The following is a 17,039-nucleotide window of genomic DNA, read 5'->3' as shown; positions in this document are numbered from 1 at the left end:
ACTCCGGCTAACCATCCTGTCGTCCCGGTCGAAGAATCGGGCAAACCCTGGCAAGGTGGCCCCATGGCTGATCGGGGAGCGAGCGCCCTGTCACTCCCGGAAGACTGGCCCGCCCACCCGGACCCGATCCTGGCGCTCAACCAGATGGGCAGCTTCGACTGGGACCTGGACACCGGCCTGTTCCACATGGACGCCCAGGCCCACGAGGTCTTCGACCTGCGCCCCGAGGAGTACGACGACCGCCCCGAGACCCTCGCCGTCCGGGTCCCGCGCGCCGAGGGGTACCGGCTCGACGCCCTGGTCGCCCAGGCCATGAAGGACGGCAGCGAGAACTACGGCGCCTACTTCCGCATCCGCCGCCGCGACGGCAGCCTGCGCTGGACCCACACCCAGGGCTACATCCGGCGCGACGAGACCGGCCGGCCGCGCAGGATCATCGGCATCGTCCGGGACGCCACCCAGGAGCTCAGCGAGAGCGCCGCCCGGCACGAGCAGGCCGCCCAGGACGCGGCCCGGCGCGAGCAGACCAACGTCGTCCAGCTCACCACGGCCGCCCTCGCGCACGCACGTACCGTCCAGGACGTCATCGACGTGCTCAAGGACACCCACGGCCTCACCCACCTCGGCGCCACCAGCCTGGTCATGGGCCTGGTCGAGGCCGGCCGGATCCGGCTGATCGCCGAGGGTCCCGAGGGCAGCTTCGTCCCCGGCACCCTCGTCACCCGGATCGACGAGCCCTACCCGATGAGCGAGGTCGTGCGCACCCTCAGCCCGCGCTTCATCGAGTCCCCGGAGGAGTTCGCCGAGGGCTTCCCCGTGCTGTGGCCGCACATCACCGACCTCAACATCACCTCGGCCGCCTACCTCCCGCTGATCGTGCAGGCCCGTCCCATCGGCGCCATGGGCCTGCTCTACAGCGACCGCCGGGGCTTCTCGCCCGAGGACCGCAACGTCCTGGTCGCCCTCGGCAGCAGCATCGCGCAGAGCATCCAGCGCGCCATGTTCTACGAACAGGAGAAGGACCTCGCGACCGGGCTCCAGCAGGCCATGCTGCCGCGCACCATCCCCAGCGTGCGCGGCGCCGACGTCGCCGTCCGCTACCGCGCAGGCACCGCCGCGGGCTCGCTGGGCCGGGACATCGGCGGCGACTGGTACGACCTGATCCCGCTGCCCGGCGGCCGGGTCGGCGCCGTCATCGGCGACGTCCAGGGCCACGACACCCACGCGGCCGCCGTCATGGGGCAGCTGCGGATCGTGCTGCGCGCCTACGCCGCCGAGGGCCACACTCCCGCCACCGTGATGGCCCGCGCCTCCGTGTTCCTCCACGAACTCGACACCGACCGCTTCGCGACCTGCCTGTACGCCGAGGCGGACCTGGCGACCGGCGTGGTGCAGGTGGTCCGGGCCGGGCACATCGACCCGCTGATCCGGGCGGCCGACGGCAGCAGCCGGCGCGTCTCCGTGGAGGGCGGGCTGCCGCTCGGTCTGTCCGCCGAGTTCGGCAGCCTCGAATACCCGGTCGGCACCATCGAACTCGACCCCGGCCACACCCTCCTGCTGTGCACCGACGGCCTGGTGGAACAGCCCGGCGCCGACCTCGACGACGGCATGCAGACCCTCACCGCCCTCGTCGCCACCGGCCCCGACGACGTACGCGACCTCGCGGACCGCCTCATCGACGTCGCCGAGGAGCGCGGCGGGGACGACGACGTGGCCCTGCTCCTGCTGCGCCGCCGCGGCCTCGACACCCCGAAGTCCGGCGGCCGGCTCCAGCAGCACGTGGCACCGGGCGACCCCGAGGCGCTCACCCAGGCCCGGCACATGATCAGAGCGGCCGTCCGCGCCTGGGGCGCCAAGGACCGGGCGGACGAGATCGAACTCGTCGCCGACGAACTGATCACCAACGCCCTGATGCACACCGAGGGCGCCGCGATCGTCACCCTCAGAGCCCTCACCGGCAGCGAACGCCGCCTGCGCGTCGAGGTCGAGGACTCCTCCAGCGCCCTGCCACGCCGCCGCGAGGCGGGGGAGCAGGGCGTCTCCGGCCGTGGCCTGATGCTGGTCGACCTGCTGGCCGACGTGTGGGGCGTGGAGGCGCGGGGCGGCGGCAAGTGCGTGTGGTGCGAGTTCGTGGCAGCGGTGCCCGACTGAACCCGCGTGGCGTTGTCGGTGCCGGGTGGCACTCTGGACGTATGCCGGAACTCCCCGAGGTGGAAGCCCTCAAGGACTTCCTCACCGAGCACCTGGTCGGTCACGAGATCGTCCGGGTGCTGCCCGTCGCGATCAGTGTCCTGAAGACGTACGACCCTCCGCTCGCCGCGCTGGAAGGCCGCGAGGTCACCGCCGTGCACCGGTACGGCAAGTTCCTCGACCTCGCCACCGACGGCGGCCCGCACTTCGTGACCCACCTGGCCCGCGCGGGCTGGCTCCAGTGGAAGGACCGGCTGCCCGACGGGCCGCCCCGCCCCGGCAAGGGCCCCCTCGCGCTGCGCGTCGCCCTGGAGACGGGAGAGGGCTTCGACCTCACGGAGGCCGGCACGCAGAAGCGCCTCGCCGTGTACGTCGTCCACGACCCCCAGGAGGTCCCGGGCGTGGCCCGCCTCGGCCCCGACCCGCTCGCGGACGACTTCGACGAGCAGTCGTTCGCCGCGCTGCTCGTCCGCGAGAGACGCCAGATCAAGGGCGCCCTGCGCGACCAGAGCCTCATCGCCGGGGTCGGCAACGCGTACAGCGACGAGATCCTCCACGCCGCGAGGATGTCCCCCTTCAAACTCGCCGCGTCCCTCACACCGGAGGAGACGACCCGCCTCTACGACGCCCTGCGCACCACGCTCACGGAAGCGGTCGAGCGCTCCCGGGGTGTCGCGGCCGGCCGCCTCAAGGCGGAGAAGAAGAGCGCCCTGCGCGTCCACGGCCGCACCGGCCTACCCTGCCCGGTCTGCGGCGACACCATCCGCGAGGTCTCCTTCAGCGACTCGTCCCTCCAGTACTGCCCGACGTGCCAGACGGGCGGCAAGCCGCTGGCGGACAGACGCATGTCCCGCTTGCTGAAGTAGCGCTCGTCGGAGTCCTAGCCGTCCCCCTTGCCGTGCTTCCCCTCCCCCTTCCCCTTGCCCTTGTGGTGTTCCTTCGCACCGGGGTCCTTCGCCGGAGGCGCCGAGGTGGACGGAGCGGCAGCCGGGCTGCCGGCCGTCGGCGTCTGGTCGGCACGCGTGGGCGCGGACGCGGTCGGCGTCGGTGAGACGGGCGTCGAGGGCGTCCCGTCCCCGGCGTTGAGGGATGCGCCGAGGGCTGCCGCACCGGCGAACAAAGCCACCGCACCGGCGCCCACCCCCGCCTTCACGGCAAGGCGTCCTCGCCCGCGCCGCCGGGAGCGCGAGGCACGCACACCGACAGGAGGCGGCGGCGACATCGCCGGGGCGGGCGGAACGGACACAGCACCCGGCACGGACGTACGACTTGGGACGGACGCACGGCCCGGGTCGGACGCATCACCCGGAACGGACCCGCCACCCGCGTCGGCGCGCTCGCCCCGCGTCCCCCTCCGATCCACCCCCGCCAACCACGCCGCCGCCTCCTCCGCGGTCGGTCTCGCCGCCGGGTCCTTCGCCAGGAGGCGCAGGACGAAGTCGGAGAGCGGTCGGGGGGTCTCCGGGCGGAGCCGCGCCGGTGGCACCGGTGTCGCGTCCACATGCTGCTGCACCACCGCCAGCGAGGTCGCACCACGGAACGGCGGCTGCCCGGTGAGCAGTTCGTACAGCACGCACCCCAACGAGTACACGTCGACCGCGGGTTGCGCGGGCCGCCCCAACGCCCGTTCCGGAGCCAGATAGTCGGCGGTGCCCAGCACCTTCCCGGTCGCCGTCATCCCGGCGGCCGCCTCGTCCGCGAACCGCGCGATGCCGAAGTCGGTGATCTTCGCCGTACCGTCCGTGGTGAGCATGACGTTGGCGGGTTTGACGTCCCGATGGATCACGCCCTGCCGATGCGCCGCCGCGAGCCCCGCCGCCAGCTGCGCGCCGACCGCGGCCACCTCGCCCGGCGGCAGAACCCCGCGCAGCGACCGCTCCTGGGCCAGACTCCACCCGTCGACGAGCTCCATGACCAGATACAGCTGCCCGCCATGCGCGCCGAAGTCGTAAACCCCCACGACATTGGGGTGGTTGAGGCTCCCCGCGGTCCGTGCCTCCAGCCGGAACCGCTCGCTGTCCGTGGCCTCCTCGGCCCGCAGCAGCTTGACCGCGACACCACGCCCGAGGACCTGGTCGGTGGCCCGCCACACGTCGCCCATCGCGCCGCGCCCCAGCAGCTCGTCCAGCCGATAGCGCTCCGCCAACAACACCTGTACTCCCACCCCGCAGTACTACGACATCTCACTCCCGCGCGACCCGAAATCTCACCATTGATGATCATTTGGGCCGGGGGGCGTCAGCGTACCTGGGGCGTACTCGGTACAGCGCAGCGGTCGTTCACAACGTCACAGCGGGCTAGTGGGCCCGCAGCGTCACCAGGTGCTCGCCGTCGGCCGTGCGCACCTCGTACCGGGCGATCTCGCTCACGTGCATCGCCGAGCTGCCCTGCATGGTGATCGCATGCGCGTCGTGGCTCGGCACGGTCCAGCTGGTCAGGATCTGCTCGGAGCCGTCACGGCCCACGGCGACGAGACGACAGGAGCGCGGGCCCGCGCCGTCCTTGACCTCCAGCTCCACCTGGCTGCCGGAGTCCGCGTCCTGGGTCGTCACGCGGGCCCACACCCCGGAGGTCGCGTCGGTCGCGGTGAGCCGCACGGCGTTCCCGCCGTCACCGCCGCCCGCCATCATCGCGATCCCGGGCCCGGCCACGGCGACCGCCACCGACGCGGCGAGTGCGAACAGCACCTTGCGCCGGCCGGCCCGATGCCGCGTCGCCACCGCGGCCATCAGCCGCTCCAGCAGCTGCGGCCCGGGCTTCGTCATGGGATGCACGAACCGCGGTGTCGCCCGGTGATACAGCATCAGCTGCCGGGTGACGGGACCGAACTCGGTCACGTGCGCCGCGCAGCGCGCGCACTCCATCAGATGGTCCTCGAAGCGGAAGGCGTCCGCCTCGTCCAGCACGCCGAGCGCGTACGCGGCGACGTCGCGATGCCTCTCCTGGGACCTCATGCCGAATCCTCGTGCCGTTGGGTGCGGGTTGGGTTACTCCTTGCTCCCACCGGTACGCACCAGACCGCCGAATCACTCAAGGCACACACAGAATCGCAACCAAGGGATTCGTAGCGGCCCGGCCCGAGGATTGGTGCGGATCGAAACGAATCTAAAAAAGGTGGATGGCGAGATGGCCGAGGGGCAGCCCGAGCTGCCAGGCCTTCGTCCACACCTTTGGACCCTCGTCCTCACCGATCCCGGCACCGCCGCCCGGCACCGCGTTCAGATCCGGCGCGAGCAACTCGGTCTCCTCCAGCCAGCGCCAGGCCGCCGCGGCCAGATCCAGGTCGGGTGCGGGGGCGCCGGATTCGACCGCCCGGGCCGCGAGGTCCGCCATCCGCTCGCGCACCCAGTCCTGCCACGGCTGGTCGTACGCGGTGAGCGACAGCCAGGTCTCCAGCTGGGAGACCACCCGGATGCCCGAGAGTTCGCCGTCCGTGTCCGAGAGGAAGACGGTCAGCGCGAGGGCGTCGCGCCCGGCGCGGAACTCCATGGACGTCGGCGGCATGAGATCGCCGGTCCGCAGCAGCTCGTCGGCGATGTACTCGGCGTACAACCAGGCCATCGGGACGACCAGTTCACCGCCGCCGGTGCCGTCCGTGCTCTCTTGACCTCTGTGCAGCATCCCTTCCTGCCCTTCCTCCGGTGCGTGCGCGTCGCCCGACTCCGGGCCCCGTTCTCGGAGCCCCGAGCCCCCAGTCCGGAACACGGATGAGGACAGCCGATTACTCAACCGGGGTCCTCAGCAAGGCGCTTTACGGAGGTTTGACTGATCCGTTGGTTTCACCGCAGGTCGGCCGCATATCCGGGAAGCACCCGGCGCAGGGCGCGCAGCGCGTAGAACGCGCGGGACTTCACGGTACCGGGAGGGATGCCGAGGGCTTCCGCGGCTTCCGCAACACTCGCACCCTGGAAGTACACGAGCACCAGGACTTCACGGTGTTCCGGAGTGAGTGTCTTCACAGCCTCGCGCACGTCGAGGGCGGCGGCGGCCCGCTCGGCATGGTCGGCGATCACCCGCGCGTTCTCCAGGATCGCGTCCCCGACCTCGGCCGGCCGCGCCTGCCGGGCCCGCCGGGCGTCGATGGCGAGTCGCCGGCCCACGGTCATGAGCCACGGCCGTACGGACTCGAAGTCGTCGGCGCGCAGCGCCTCGGGGTGCTGCCAGGCGCGGACGAGGGTCTCCTGCACGAGGTCCTCGGCGCGTTGCCGGTCGCCGTCACAGAGCCGGAGGAGAAGCGCGAAGAGGGGCCGGCCGTGCTCCCGCTGCAGTGCGGCGAGCTCGTGCTCGGCGGTCGTCCCGTTCGTGAGGGTGGTTCCGGCCGTCATGCGCGTATGGCATCGCAGGGGGCCGTTTCGGGACAGGGCCCGTACGGGGATCTGCGGCGGACGGTCGATCGCGTCGACGAACGGTTCGACGAACGGTCCCGGACGGGCTAATCGGCGTGCCGGAGTCACGTGGGAGGCCATCCCGCTTCGTACGGTTTGTCAGTAAATATGACAACAGTGGGGTGAGCTGATGATTGCACGCAGACAGCAGGTCGCCCTGGCTCTGACGGCCGTCCTCGCCGGGGGCGCCGCCTGCCAGGCACAGCACCACGACAGGGCGGCCGGCGCCCCGGCCCCGGCCCCCGCCCGCGGGTTCACGCTCGTCGCCTCCGGTGACGTCCTCCCGCACAGCTCGATCATCGACCGCGCGCAGTTCGACGCGGGCGGGACGGGCTACGACTTCCGCCCGATGCTCGCCGGCGTCAAACCCGTCGTCTCCCGCGCCGATCTGGCGCTGTGTCACATGGAGACCGTCTACGGGGCGGACGGCGCCTACACCGGCTACCCCACCTTCAAGTCCCCGCCCGAGGTGGCCCAGGGTCTCGCGGCCACCGGCTACGACGGCTGCTCCACCGCCTCCAACCACACCCTCGACGACGGCCCCGAAGGCATCCGCCGCACCCTCGACGCCCTCGACCGCGCGGGCGTACGGCACGCCGGATCCGCCCGCACCGAGGCCGAGGCGCGCACCGTGACGATCCTGCGGGCGGGCGCGGCCAAGGTGGCGCACCTCGCGTACACCTACGACACCAACGGCTTCCCGCTCCCGCAGGGCGAGCCCTGGGCCGTCAACCTCATCGACCAGAACCGGGTCGTCGCGGACGCCCGGGCCGCCCGGCAGGCGGGCGCCGACGTGGTCGTGGTCTCCCTGCACTGGGGCACCGAGTGGCAGGACGCGCCCGACGAGATGCAGCTCACCCTCGCCCGCGCGCTCACCGCCTCCCGCACGAACGGCCGCCCCGACATCGACCTCGTCCTCGGCACCCACGCCCACATCCCGCAGGCGTACGAGAAGGTCAACGGCACCTGGGTCGTCTACGGCATGGGTGACCAGATCGCCGGCGAGATGTACAACCACGAGGGCGTCCAGGACCCGCGCGGCAACCAGTCCACCATCGGCCGCTTCATCTTCGCCCCGCCGGCCCGGCCGGGCGGACGCTGGGAGGTCACCAAGGCCGAGTTCATCCCGCAGCTCTTCGACATCGACGCCGGCCGGGTCGTCAACCTCAACCAGGCGCTGAAGCAGGGCGCCGACGTGCAGGGCGTCCGCGACCGCATCCGGGACGTCGTGCTCAGCCGCGGCGCGGCGAAGGACGGGCTGGTGATGGGGGAGTAGACCTCAGTCGGTCTCCTCGTGGTCGAAGGTTCGCAGCATCTCCTTCAGCACCCGCACGCACGCCCGCAGTTCGGCGTCGGTGAGATCACCGCCGACCTGCCGGTTCAGGGCGTGCTCGCGCTCCAGGATCGTGTCGATCATCGCCTCGCCCGCCCTCGTGATCCGGATCAGCGAGGACCGCTGGTGCGCGGGATTGGGCGTGACCTCGACCCAGCCCTCGGCCACCGCGTCGTTGACCATGCGCTGCACGAACTGCCGGGTGAGCGCCATGATCCGGCCCATCTGGGGCACCGTCATGGACCCGTACCGGCGCAGCAGGACGAGCACGGAGCGCACGCCGACGGAGACGCCCTCGACCTGTTCGCCCTGCTCGACCTTGCGCAGGCCGCGCCGGTAGAGCGCGCCGATCAGATCGAACACCTCGGAGACGCGGTGGCCGAGTTCGTCGGGGGAGAGGGGGGCGTCGTCGTTCACCCGGACATCATGCACCGGATCATCATGACAACCGGGTTGTCAAAGTCGCGTGAAGATGACACCTTGGTTGTCATGACGGTCACTTCCGAACTGAGCCACTACGCGTCCACCGACGGCGACCTCGCCTACCGCGACAGCGGCACGGGCGACCTGGTCGTCCTCCTGCACTCCGGCTACGTCGACCACCGCCTCTTCGAGGGGCAGACGCCAGCGCTCGTCGAGGCCGGATACCGCGTGATCGCGGCGGACGTCCGGGGCCACGGCTGGTCCGCCAACGCGAGCGAGCCCTTCCGCTGGGCCGACGACCTCGCGGGCCTGCTCCAGCACCTCGACGCGGGCCCCGCGGTCCTGGTCGGCGTCTCGATGGGCGGGGCCATCGCCGGCGACACCGCGATCGAGTATCCCGAACTGGTCCGGGGGATCGTCCTCAGCGGCGCCTCGGTCAGCGACTTCAAGTACACGTACGAGGCGACCCAGCAGGTCCTGGCGGACTCCCTCCGTACCCTGCACTCGGGCGACATCGACGGCTGGCTCGACGTGTTCCTGCGGGGCGTCGCCGGGCCGTTCCGCACCGCCGACGACATCGACCCCGCCATCCTCGACCGGCTCCGCGAGATGGCGCTGCACACCATCTCCAAGCACACGCCGGGAGAGCGCGACTGGCACGTGCCCATGACCGACACCTGGCCGCGCGTCCCCGAGGTCGAGGTCCCGGTCCTCGTCGTCAACGGCGCGCTCGACTCACCGGACCTGATCGAGGACGCGGAACGGCTCGCCCGTACCGTCCGCGACGGACGGGCCGTACGGGTGGAGGGCACCTCGCACTACCCGAACCTGGAGAAGCCCGAGGAGTTCAACGCGCTCCTGCTGGACTTCCTCCGCACCGGTGGCGCGTCTACGGCACGACCGTGACCGGCCAGCGCCCCGCCTTCACCAGGCGTACCGCCACCGAGCCCACGATCCGGTGGCCCGCCTGCTCCGACGCGCCCACCACCACCGCGTCCGCCTTGAGTTCGTCCGCCGCCTTCACCAGGCCGCTGTAGGGGTCGCCGCGGAAGGTGTGGAACTCCCAGCGCACGTCGAATATCCCCTTCAGGCGCTCGGTCGCGTCCAGGATGTACGCCTTGAGGTCCTCGGCGATCTCGTCCGTGGTCTCCGCCACCGGCGCCCCCATGGCCGCGCCCGCCGCCATCACCGGCTGGACGTAGACCACGGCGAGCAGCGCGTGCTGGCGCCGGGCCAGGCCACCGGCATATGCCGCCGCGCGCAGCGAGGAGTCGGAGCCGTCCACTCCGACCACGATGACCTTGGGCCCGTCCGTACCCCGCTCGAACTGGTGCGAGTGCTGTTCCGTCACGGCTGTGAGGCTATCGGAAACCGCAGGTCCCGACGCCGGGCGGGGCCGCTCGACGGGCGCCGCGGCCGGGGCCTTCCTACAGTCGGAACATGAGTGCCACCGCGGCCGCCTCCCCGCCCAGGGACACGGCGGGTCCGATACGGCCGCCCGGCAGCGGCCGGCTGAGCAGGGTGCCGGAGGTGTTCGCCACCTTCTTCGGCGCCCTCGGCCTTCTGTGCGTCCTGCTGGCCCTCGTCCCACCGCTGCGCGCACTGCTCCGCCCGGTCGTCCGCTTCCTGGACCTGCTCATCGTCCCGGTCAGCGCCAACCTCGCCTACGCCGTCTTCCTCTTCCTGCTGGCCGCCGCCACCGCCGCCCGCAAGAAGATCGCCTGGTGGCTGGTGGTCGTCTACCTCGGCCTGCTCGTCCTCACCGACGCCCTGGGCGTCGCCCTCGGCCTGTACGCCGACTCGATCCCCTCCCTCGTCGTCTGCACCCTCGCGCTCGTCGTGCTGATCGTCGCCCGCGGGGAGTTCTACGCCGCCTCCCGCCGCGGCGCCGTCCGCCGCGCCCTCCTCGTCCTGTTCGTCGGCCTGGCCCTCGGCATCCTGCTCGGCTGGGGCCTGGTCGAGCTGTTCCCCGGCACCCTGCCGCACGGCCAGCGCCTCGGCTGGGCCGCCAACCGCGTCCTCGGCGGCCTGGTCTCGAACCGGTCCTTCGACGGTCGCCCACCCCGCGCCCTGTTCTTCCTGCTCGGCCTGTTCGGCGCGCTCGCCCTGCTCAACGCGGCCGCCACGATGTTCCGTTCGCAGCGCATGGAGGCCGCCCTGCACGGCGACGAGGAGTCCCGCATCCGCGCCCTCCTCAAGGCGTACGGCGACCAGGACTCCCTCGGCTACTTCGCCACCCGCCGCGACAAGGCCGTCGTCTTCTCACCCAGCGGCAAGGCCGCCGTCACCTACCGCGTCGAGGCCGGCGTCTGCCTCGCCAGCGGCGACCCCGTCGGCGACCGGGAGGCCTGGCCGCACGCCATCGCCGCCTGGCTGGACGTGGCCCGCCGGCACGCCTGGGCACCGGCCGCGATGGGCGCCTCCGAGGACGGCGCCAAGGCCTTCGCCCGCGCGGGCCTCGGCGCCCTCCAGCTCGGCGACGAGGCGATCCTGAACGCCGCCGACTTCGACCTCGACGGCCGCGACATGCGCGTCACCCGGCAGGCCGTGCACCGGGTCCGCCGCACCGGCGCCACCACCCGCATCCGCCGCCACGCCTCCCTCACCGACCAGGAAATGGAGGGGATCATCGACAAGGCCGACGCCTGGCGCGACACCGAGACCGAACGCGGCTTCTCCATGGCCCTGGACCGCCTCGGCGACCCGGCCGACGGCGACTGCCTCCTGGTGGAGGCGATCGGCGCGGACGGCCGCCTCCTCGCCCTGCTCTCCTTCGTCCCTTGGGGCCGCGACGGCGTCTCCCTCGACCTGATGCGCCGTGACCGCAGCGCCCCCAACGGCGTCATGGAGTTCATGGTCGCCGAACTCTGCGCCGCCGCCCCCAAGCTGGGAGTGCGCAGGATCTCGCTCAACTTCGCGGTCTTCCGCTCGGCCTTCGAGGAGGGCGCCCGCATCGGCGCGGGCCCGGTCCTGCGCCTGTGGCGCCGCCTGCTCCTGTTCTTCTCCCGCTGGTGGCAACTGGAGGCCCTGTACCGCTCCAACGCCAAGTACCAGCCCGAGTGGTACCCGCGCTTCATCTGCTACGGCGACACCGGCGCCCTCGCCCGGATCGGCCTGGCCTCCGCGATCGCCGAAGGCTTCGTCTCCGTACCGTCGTTGCGCAAACTCTGGGGAAAGGGGCACCCGAAGGGCGCGTCCAGGCCCGCGACCACCGAGGGCCTGCCGTCGCTGTCGGCGCTCGGCCTCGAGGGAGGGGACGAGGCCGGGCCCGGCGATCCCCTCTCCGGCCTGCCCGAACAGGTCCGCGTCCGGCACCACAAGCTGGACCGGCTGCGCGCCCACGGCACCGACCCCTACCCGGTCGGCGTCCCCGCCCGCACCCACGTCCTCGCCGAGATCCCGGAGAGCGGCGAAGTCACCGTCGCGGGCCGGGTGATGCTCGTCCGCGACTTCGGAGGCATCGTCTTCGCGGTCCTGCGCGACTGGTCCGGCGACCGCCAACTCGCCCTCACCCGCGCGGACTCCGGCCCCGCCCTCGACCGCTTCACGTCGGACATCGACATCGGCGACCACATCACCGCGACAGGCCGCGCGGGCCTCAGCGACAAGGGCGAACCGACCGTCTTCGTCACTTCCTGGCAGCTGACCGGCAAGTGCCTGCGCCCGCTGCCCGACAAACGCCGGGGCCTGGCCGACCCGGAGGCCAAGGTCCGCATGCGTTACGTCGACCTGATGTCCAGCCCCGTCGCCCGCGACGTCGTCCGCGCCCGCTCCACCGCCGTACAGGCCCTGCGCCAGGGCCTCCTGGAGCGCGGCTACCTGGAGGTCGAGACGCCGATGCTCCAGCAGATCCACGGCGGCGCCAACGCCCGCCCCTTCACCACCCACATCAACGCCTACGACCTCGACCTCTATCTGCGCATCGCCCCCGAGCTGTACCTCAAGCGGCTGTGCGTCGGCGGCCTGGAGAAGGTCTTCGAGATGGGCCGCACCTTCCGCAACGAGGGCGTCTCCTACAAGCACAACCCCGAGTTCACGATGCTGGAGGCGTACCAGGCCTTCGCCGACTACGACGTCATGCTCGACCTCACCCGCGAACTGATCCAGGGCGCGGCCGCAGCGGCCTTCGGCACGCCCGTCGCGCACAAGGACGGCAAGGAGTACGACATCTCGGGCGCGTGGCCGGTGAAGACGGTGTACGGCGCGATCTCGGAGGCACTGGGGGAGCAGGTCGACGCGGACACACCGCTGGATGCCCTCCACTCCCTCTGCGACCGCGCGGGCGTCCCCTACACGGCGGACGACGGCAGGGGCGACGTGGTCCTCGAGATGTACGAGCGCCTGGTCGAGGAGAGGACCCAACTCCCCACCTTCTACAAGGACTTCCCCACGGACGTCTCGCCGCTCACCCGTCAGCACCGCACGGACCCGCGCCTCGCCGAACGCTGGGACCTGGTCGCCTTCGGCACCGAACTGGGCACCGCGTACTCGGAGTTGACCGACCCGGTCGAACAGCGCCGCCGCCTCACCGCCCAGTCCCTCCTCGCCGCCGGCGGCGACCCGGAGGCGATGGAACTGGACGAGGACTTCCTGGACGCCCTCGAATACGCGATGCCGCCCACCGGCGGCCTGGGCATCGGCGTGGACCGGCTCGTCATGTTCCTCACGGGCCGGACGATCCGCGAGACCCTTCCCTTCCCGCTGGTCCGCCGCCACTGAGGGACGGGGGCCGCAGCAGTCGCAGATCGTCTCCCCAGGCGTCGAGCACATCGCCGTGCCCGGCGCCCCGGGCGGCCCGCTCGATGTCCTGGAACAGCGCGCGCTGGGCGGCAGGGTCCCCGTCCGCGAGGATCCGGCGCAGCACGTCAAGCAGCCGCTCGGCACTCCACTCGCGACGGTCCCCGAGGGGCTGCCGCTCCAACTCCCACCGGAGGTACTTGTTGTACGGCCGCACCCGCCGGTGCAGCGCGAACACGACCTCCAGCGCGTACGGCACGCTCTCGGCGGCGTCGAGATGCCCGAGCGCGTCCCGCCCGTCCCGGAAACTCTTCAGCGAGCGATAGGTCTGGTTCACATAGGCGTCGAGATGTCCGGCCGCGGCGGCCCGGGCCTCGTCGGGCTCCAGCACCCGCTTGCGGTCGAGGACGGCGCCGATCTCCCCGTCCAGCCGGTCGAGCAGCACCTTGGCGTGCACGTACGAGTACCGGCTGAACGCCGCCGCATCGCCGGGCAGCCCGCGCCGGCGGAACTCGTCGAGGGTGAGCACCACCAGGTCCAGGTGCCCGGACCGGAACCAGTCCAGCCCGCTGAGCGGCGAGGCGTCGCGATCACGCAGCACGACATGCAGATCGTGATCGGACAGGGCGGTCACCATCCCGTCGTGCACCTGTGAACCGCTGAGGACCAGCCCGACGACGCCGGGATCGGCCCGCGCACGGGTGACGAAGGCGGCCAGGGTCTCGTCGGGGGTGGCGCCGAGGAGCGGCGGTGGCGTGGACATGAGACGACGACGCTACGTCCGAACGCCCGCCCGCCGAAAGCGAATAATCCCCGCTCGCTTGGGCCGTGTGGGTGTTTTCCTGCCGCCGCCCCGGTGTTGCTGGGGTGCGTCGGGCTCTCCTCGGGCGACTGATGAGTCATGAAGAAGGATCAGTTGTTCACGCGGCGCCGGGTGTTGATCGCCGGAGCCGGTGCTGTGGGAGCGGCCGGTACCGCCGCGGCGCTCGGGCTCGGTGGGGGCGACGAGGCCGCCGCGCCTCATACCCTGCCCGCCGCCGGACCCCAGGCGCGTCCCGCGCTCAAGCCCTCCGCGTACCGGCTCCAGCCCCTGACCGGATACGGCCCGCCCCGCTCCACGCCCGGCCGCACCGTCGTCCGGCACGAGCCGTTCCTGCGGATGTCCGGCCGTGGTCGCACCATGGTGCTGACCTTCGACGACGGCCCCGATCCCCGCTACACCCCGCACATCCTGGACACCCTCGCCGAGTACGACGTGCGCGCCACGTTCTTCGTGTGCGGGGAGCAGGCCGACTGGAACCGGGACCTGCTGGGCCGGATGGCCGACGAGGGGCACGTCGTCGGCAACCACACCTGGTCCCATCCGCTGCTGACCCGCCTGACCCGGTCCCGGATCCGCTCGGAGATGGAGCGCACGAGCGACGTCATCGAGGAGGCGTACGGCGAGCGGCCGCAGTGGTTCCGCGCGCCCTATGGCGCCTGGAACCGCGCCGCCTTCCAACTCGGCGCCGAACTCGGCATGGAACCGCTCGCCTGGACCGTCGACACCCTCGACTGGACCACCCCCGGCACCCGCACCATCGTCCACCGGGTCGAGGAAGGCGCCGCCCCCGGCGTCGTGGTGCTCTCGCACGACGCCGGGGGCGACCGCTCCCAGAGTGTCCGGGCGCTGAAGGACTATCTGCCGCAGCTGCTGGACTCCGGCTATCACATGACCGTGCCGACACGGCGTTACGCGTAACCGATTCCGCCCGCCCGGTCGGGGAACGCTCAGCGGACCTCGACCAGGCGGGCGAAGACGACGACATTCCCGTCGTAACCATGCTGCTTGGAGAAACCGCCCCCGCAGGTGATGACCCGCAATTCCGGGGTGCCCTTCGAACCGTAGACGCGGTCGCCGGGGAAGTCGCTCTTCGAGAAGACCTCGATTCCGTAGATCTCGAACACGGCCGTCTTTCCGTCCTTGCGGGCGATGTCGACGCGGTTTCCCTTCTTGAGGGCCCCGAGTCCGTAGAACACGGCGGGGCCCCTCATGTTGTCCACGTGGCCGACCACCACCGCCGTGCCCTTCTCGCCGGGTGAGACCGCGCCGGTGAACCAGCCTGCCAGGTTCGGGTCGTCCGGCGGCGGTGCCCCGACCCAGCCGTCCGTGTCCAGACCGACCGGCATGACCGGCGCGTCCACCCGGATCGCCGGGATCCGCACCCGGTCCGGCTGAGAGAACGGCAGCGGCTGGGCCTTCGCGAAGGTGCTGGGGACGCGGCTGTCCGCCGCGGCCGCCGAGGCGGGCTGCGGCGGACCCACGTCGAATTCCCCCGAACCATTCCGAATGAGCGCGAGGCCGGTCAGCAGAACAAGCGCTATCACGCCCCAAGGAGCACGCTTCTTCGGCTGCGGCTCCTCCTCTTCGGCCAGCTCGAACGCAGACATTCGCTTTCCCCTCTCGACGTGGCCGTCGCCACGTCATTCGCGCATACGTGAACGCTAAATGCGGCGGGCAAAACCGGCGACGGGACAGACGCGAACGGGTGGCCCCGACTCCCTTGGTGCGCCATCCGAGTTGCCGCGCACAGGAATTTTCTGACGGTCCGTGACCTGCGGTGATATCCGATTGTGCGGTTGTCTCTCGGCGTGTCCTCTCACCAGGACGGACCATCGCCGAAATGCGGGCACGTGCACGGCAACTGAGGGTCTTTCTGGGAGGCGCTTTCTCGCCGACATGCCGGGGACGGGCCCCGGGGCGTCTTCCGCGGAGGATCACATGCGTACCACTCGTGCCCTGGCGGCCTCTGCCGCCGCGGTCGCCGTCCTCGCAGCCGCCGCCCCGGCGGCCGTCGCGGACGGTATGAACCTGACCCCGAGCAACGTCGTCGCCCTGCCCAGCGTCATCGCCCGCGGCGGACAGCTGACCATCACGGTCAACAACTGCACCGGCACCGCCACCGCGAGCTCGGACGCGTTCCCGACGACCACGCTCAGCACGGGGGTCAACAACCTGGCGACCGGCACCGCGACGGTCCACCGGAACGCACGCCAGGGCTCGCACAGCATCACGGTCATGTGCCAGAACGGCTCGGTGACCAACCCGACCGCGTTCACCGTCATCGGCGGCGTCCGCGGCGGTCTCGGCGGCAGCAGCTCCAGCGGGGCCACGCCGACCGACATGGCGATCGGCGGCGGGCTCGTGGCCGCGGCCGTCGTCGGCGGTGGGCTGTTCTGGATGCGCCGGCGGTCGGAGAAGCGCATCTGACCCACTGATCCGGGCTTCACCCCTTCGGAGAGCGGATCGCACGTCAAAAGGCCTCGGCCCCGGATTCCTCGTCAGGAATCCGGGGCCGAGGCCCTCTCTCCGTCAGGCGCCGTCCTGGCCGGTACGGCGGCGCGAGAAGTGGTACGCCGCCCCGACCGAGCCCGCGATGAGCGCGGCCCCGAGCCCGATCTCCCGGAGGTCGAACCCGGCGATGCTGCCGCCCTCACCGGCATGCACACCCCGGTTGGGGCTGACCGGATTGATCGGCACCGGCGTGGGGCCCACCGGGCGGCCGCCGGCGATGGTCAGATCCGTGGATCCGCTCACCCCGTCACAGGTGAACGTCACCTGGTACACCGCGCCCGGCTTGGCGTCCCAGTCGACCATCGCCGTCCTCGACGACTGTCCCGTGGGAATGGTGACCGTGTCGAACACCGCCGAGGTGACCGTCGCCGGCCCCTTGCAGCCGCCGTCCCGGTTGAGCTGCAGCGTGACCTGGCCGCCCGCCGCGATGGTCGAGGGCAGGACGCTGAAGCCGAACGGCGTGATGTTGCCGGCCACGGCGGCCGGCGCGGAAACGGCGAGGGCACAGGCGCCCAACAGTGCGGCCGAAGCGACGCGTATCGCGCGCATGGTGAATCCTCCGGGTCCCCGAGGAGCAGCTGCGGACCTTTTCCGCATGCGCCTGAAATGCACCTCGATGACCGAAACGCTAGGAACA

At 71.6% G+C, this 17,039-nt stretch carries 16 protein-coding genes; 7 read left to right on the top strand and 9 right to left on the bottom strand.

Annotated elements, in window-relative coordinates; all coding sequences use genetic code 11:
• Positions 1-63 precede the first annotated feature (63 nt).
• Both MQP27_RS43845 and MQP27_RS43840 read left to right on the top strand, forming a co-directional pair.
• On the top strand, positions 64-2,151 hold the full coding sequence (locus tag MQP27_RS43845; RefSeq protein WP_242776248.1) for a SpoIIE family protein phosphatase: 2,088 nt from the start codon (positions 64-66) through the stop codon (positions 2,149-2,151).
• Positions 2,152-2,192: 41 nt separating this feature from the next.
• Positions 2,193-3,056: an Fpg/Nei family DNA glycosylase gene (locus tag MQP27_RS43840; protein ID WP_242776246.1), complete on the top strand. Its 864-nt coding sequence runs from the start codon at positions 2,193-2,195 to the stop codon at positions 3,054-3,056.
• Positions 3,057-3,070: 14 nt separating this feature from the next.
• Here MQP27_RS43840 and MQP27_RS43835 read toward each other — a convergent pair whose 3' ends face one another.
• The 4 genes from MQP27_RS43835 to MQP27_RS43820 form a co-directional block, all read right to left on the bottom strand.
• Positions 3,071-4,354 carry a serine/threonine-protein kinase gene (locus MQP27_RS43835; RefSeq protein WP_242776244.1) on the bottom strand — a complete coding sequence of 428 codons (1,284 nt, stop codon included), beginning with the start codon at positions 4,352-4,354 and terminating at the stop codon, positions 3,071-3,073.
• Between the two features lie 133 nt (positions 4,355-4,487).
• The gene (locus MQP27_RS43830) at positions 4,488-5,144 is read right to left on the bottom strand and encodes a zf-HC2 domain-containing protein (protein ID WP_242776242.1); all 657 of its coding nucleotides are present in this window, start codon (positions 5,142-5,144) and stop codon (positions 4,488-4,490) included.
• A gap of 151 nt (positions 5,145-5,295) precedes the next feature.
• Positions 5,296-5,811 carry a hypothetical protein gene (locus MQP27_RS43825; protein ID WP_242776240.1) on the bottom strand — a complete coding sequence of 172 codons (516 nt, stop codon included), beginning with the start codon at positions 5,809-5,811 and terminating at the stop codon, positions 5,296-5,298.
• A 158-nt stretch (positions 5,812-5,969) separates the two neighbouring features.
• Positions 5,970-6,515: a sigma-70 family RNA polymerase sigma factor gene (locus MQP27_RS43820; RefSeq protein WP_242776238.1), complete on the bottom strand. Its 546-nt coding sequence runs from the start codon at positions 6,513-6,515 to the stop codon at positions 5,970-5,972.
• A gap of 190 nt (positions 6,516-6,705) precedes the next feature.
• On the opposite strand from MQP27_RS43820, the gene MQP27_RS43815 reads away from it, so the two are divergent.
• Positions 6,706-7,851 carry a CapA family protein gene (locus MQP27_RS43815; RefSeq protein ID WP_242776236.1) on the top strand — a complete coding sequence of 382 codons (1,146 nt, stop codon included), beginning with the start codon at positions 6,706-6,708 and terminating at the stop codon, positions 7,849-7,851.
• 3 nt (positions 7,852-7,854) lie between these two features.
• On the opposite strand, the gene MQP27_RS43810 is transcribed toward MQP27_RS43815, so the two are convergent.
• Positions 7,855-8,325: a MarR family winged helix-turn-helix transcriptional regulator gene (locus MQP27_RS43810; protein ID WP_242776234.1), complete on the bottom strand. Its 471-nt coding sequence runs from the start codon at positions 8,323-8,325 to the stop codon at positions 7,855-7,857.
• 72 nt (positions 8,326-8,397) lie between these two features.
• Between MQP27_RS43810 and MQP27_RS43805 the strand changes: the two genes are divergently transcribed.
• Positions 8,398-9,237, top strand: a complete 840-nt coding sequence (locus MQP27_RS43805) for an alpha/beta fold hydrolase (protein ID WP_242776233.1) — start codon at positions 8,398-8,400, stop codon at positions 9,235-9,237.
• Here MQP27_RS43805 and MQP27_RS43800 read toward each other — a convergent pair.
• Positions 9,221-9,682 (bottom strand): universal stress protein, encoded by a 462-nt coding sequence (locus MQP27_RS43800; RefSeq protein ID WP_242776231.1) that lies wholly within the window; start codon positions 9,680-9,682, stop codon positions 9,221-9,223. The genes MQP27_RS43805 and MQP27_RS43800 overlap by 17 nt on opposite strands.
• 89 nt (positions 9,683-9,771) lie before the next feature.
• On the opposite strand from MQP27_RS43800, the gene lysX reads away from it, so the two are divergent.
• Entirely contained in the window at positions 9,772-13,050 is a 3,279-nt protein-coding gene (gene lysX / locus MQP27_RS43795; protein ID WP_242776229.1) for a bifunctional lysylphosphatidylglycerol synthetase/lysine--tRNA ligase LysX, read from the top strand.
• On the opposite strand, the gene MQP27_RS43790 is transcribed toward lysX, so the two are convergent.
• Positions 12,995-13,831, bottom strand: a complete 837-nt coding sequence (locus MQP27_RS43790; protein ID WP_242776226.1) for a hypothetical protein — start codon at positions 13,829-13,831, stop codon at positions 12,995-12,997. The two genes, lysX and MQP27_RS43790, sit on opposite strands and share 56 nt — an antisense overlap.
• Before the next feature lie 138 nt (positions 13,832-13,969).
• On the opposite strand from MQP27_RS43790, the gene MQP27_RS43785 reads away from it, so the two are divergent.
• Positions 13,970-14,809 (top strand): polysaccharide deacetylase family protein, encoded by an 840-nt coding sequence (locus MQP27_RS43785; protein WP_242776223.1) that lies wholly within the window; start codon positions 13,970-13,972, stop codon positions 14,807-14,809.
• A gap of 29 nt (positions 14,810-14,838) precedes the next feature.
• Here MQP27_RS43785 and MQP27_RS43780 read toward each other — a convergent pair whose 3' ends face one another.
• On the bottom strand, positions 14,839-15,498 hold the full coding sequence (locus MQP27_RS43780; RefSeq protein ID WP_242776220.1) for a class F sortase: 660 nt from the start codon (positions 15,496-15,498) through the stop codon (positions 14,839-14,841).
• Positions 15,499-15,829: 331 nt separating this feature from the next.
• Here MQP27_RS43780 and MQP27_RS43775 point away from each other — a divergent pair, with 331 nt between their 5' ends.
• Positions 15,830-16,318, top strand: a complete 489-nt coding sequence (locus MQP27_RS43775) for a hypothetical protein (protein WP_242776218.1) — start codon at positions 15,830-15,832, stop codon at positions 16,316-16,318.
• A gap of 102 nt (positions 16,319-16,420) precedes the next feature.
• Here the strand turns inward: MQP27_RS43775 and MQP27_RS43770 are convergent, their stop codons facing one another.
• The gene (locus MQP27_RS43770) at positions 16,421-16,951 is read right to left on the bottom strand and encodes a hypothetical protein (RefSeq protein ID WP_242776215.1); all 531 of its coding nucleotides are present in this window, start codon (positions 16,949-16,951) and stop codon (positions 16,421-16,423) included.
• Between the last annotated feature and the right edge of the window lie 88 nt (positions 16,952-17,039).

It is taken from the genome of Streptomyces cylindrosporus (genome assembly GCF_022698165.1).
Taxonomy (GTDB): Bacteria; Actinomycetota; Actinomycetes; order Streptomycetales; family Streptomycetaceae; genus Streptomyces; species Streptomyces cylindrosporus.
Note: the sequence above shows the minus strand (reverse complement) of the source record. Positions and strands in the feature narration are given on the sequence as shown.

What these genes read in the sequence shown, in the direction of transcription:
- MQP27_RS43805 (WP_242776233.1), top strand. Translation starts at nt 8,398, where the DNA reads ATGACGGTCACTTCCGAACTGAGCCACTACGCGTCCACCGACGGCGAC.
- lysX (WP_242776229.1), top strand. Translation starts at nt 9,772, where the DNA reads ATGAGTGCCACCGCGGCCGCCTCCCCGCCCAGGGACACGGCGGGTCCG.
- MQP27_RS43785 (WP_242776223.1), top strand. Translation starts at nt 13,970, where the DNA reads ATGAAGAAGGATCAGTTGTTCACGCGGCGCCGGGTGTTGATCGCCGGA.
- MQP27_RS43830 (WP_242776242.1), bottom strand. Translation starts at nt 5,144, where the DNA reads ATGAGGTCCCAGGAGAGGCATCGCGACGTCGCCGCGTACGCGCTCGGC.
- MQP27_RS43780 (WP_242776220.1), bottom strand. Translation starts at nt 15,498, where the DNA reads ATGTCTGCGTTCGAGCTGGCCGAAGAGGAGGAGCCGCAGCCGAAGAAG.
- MQP27_RS43820 (WP_242776238.1), bottom strand. Translation starts at nt 6,515, where the DNA reads ATGACGGCCGGAACCACCCTCACGAACGGGACGACCGCCGAGCACGAG.
- MQP27_RS43840 (WP_242776246.1), top strand. Translation starts at nt 2,193, where the DNA reads ATGCCGGAACTCCCCGAGGTGGAAGCCCTCAAGGACTTCCTCACCGAG.
- MQP27_RS43790 (WP_242776226.1), bottom strand. Translation starts at nt 13,831, where the DNA reads ATGTCCACGCCACCGCCGCTCCTCGGCGCCACCCCCGACGAGACCCTG.
- MQP27_RS43775 (WP_242776218.1), top strand. Translation starts at nt 15,830, where the DNA reads ATGCGTACCACTCGTGCCCTGGCGGCCTCTGCCGCCGCGGTCGCCGTC.
- MQP27_RS43815 (WP_242776236.1), top strand. Translation starts at nt 6,706, where the DNA reads ATGATTGCACGCAGACAGCAGGTCGCCCTGGCTCTGACGGCCGTCCTC.
- MQP27_RS43770 (WP_242776215.1), bottom strand. Translation starts at nt 16,951, where the DNA reads ATGCGCGCGATACGCGTCGCTTCGGCCGCACTGTTGGGCGCCTGTGCC.
- MQP27_RS43825 (WP_242776240.1), bottom strand. Translation starts at nt 5,811, where the DNA reads ATGCTGCACAGAGGTCAAGAGAGCACGGACGGCACCGGCGGCGGTGAA.
- MQP27_RS43845 (WP_242776248.1), top strand. Translation starts at nt 64, where the DNA reads ATGGCTGATCGGGGAGCGAGCGCCCTGTCACTCCCGGAAGACTGGCCC.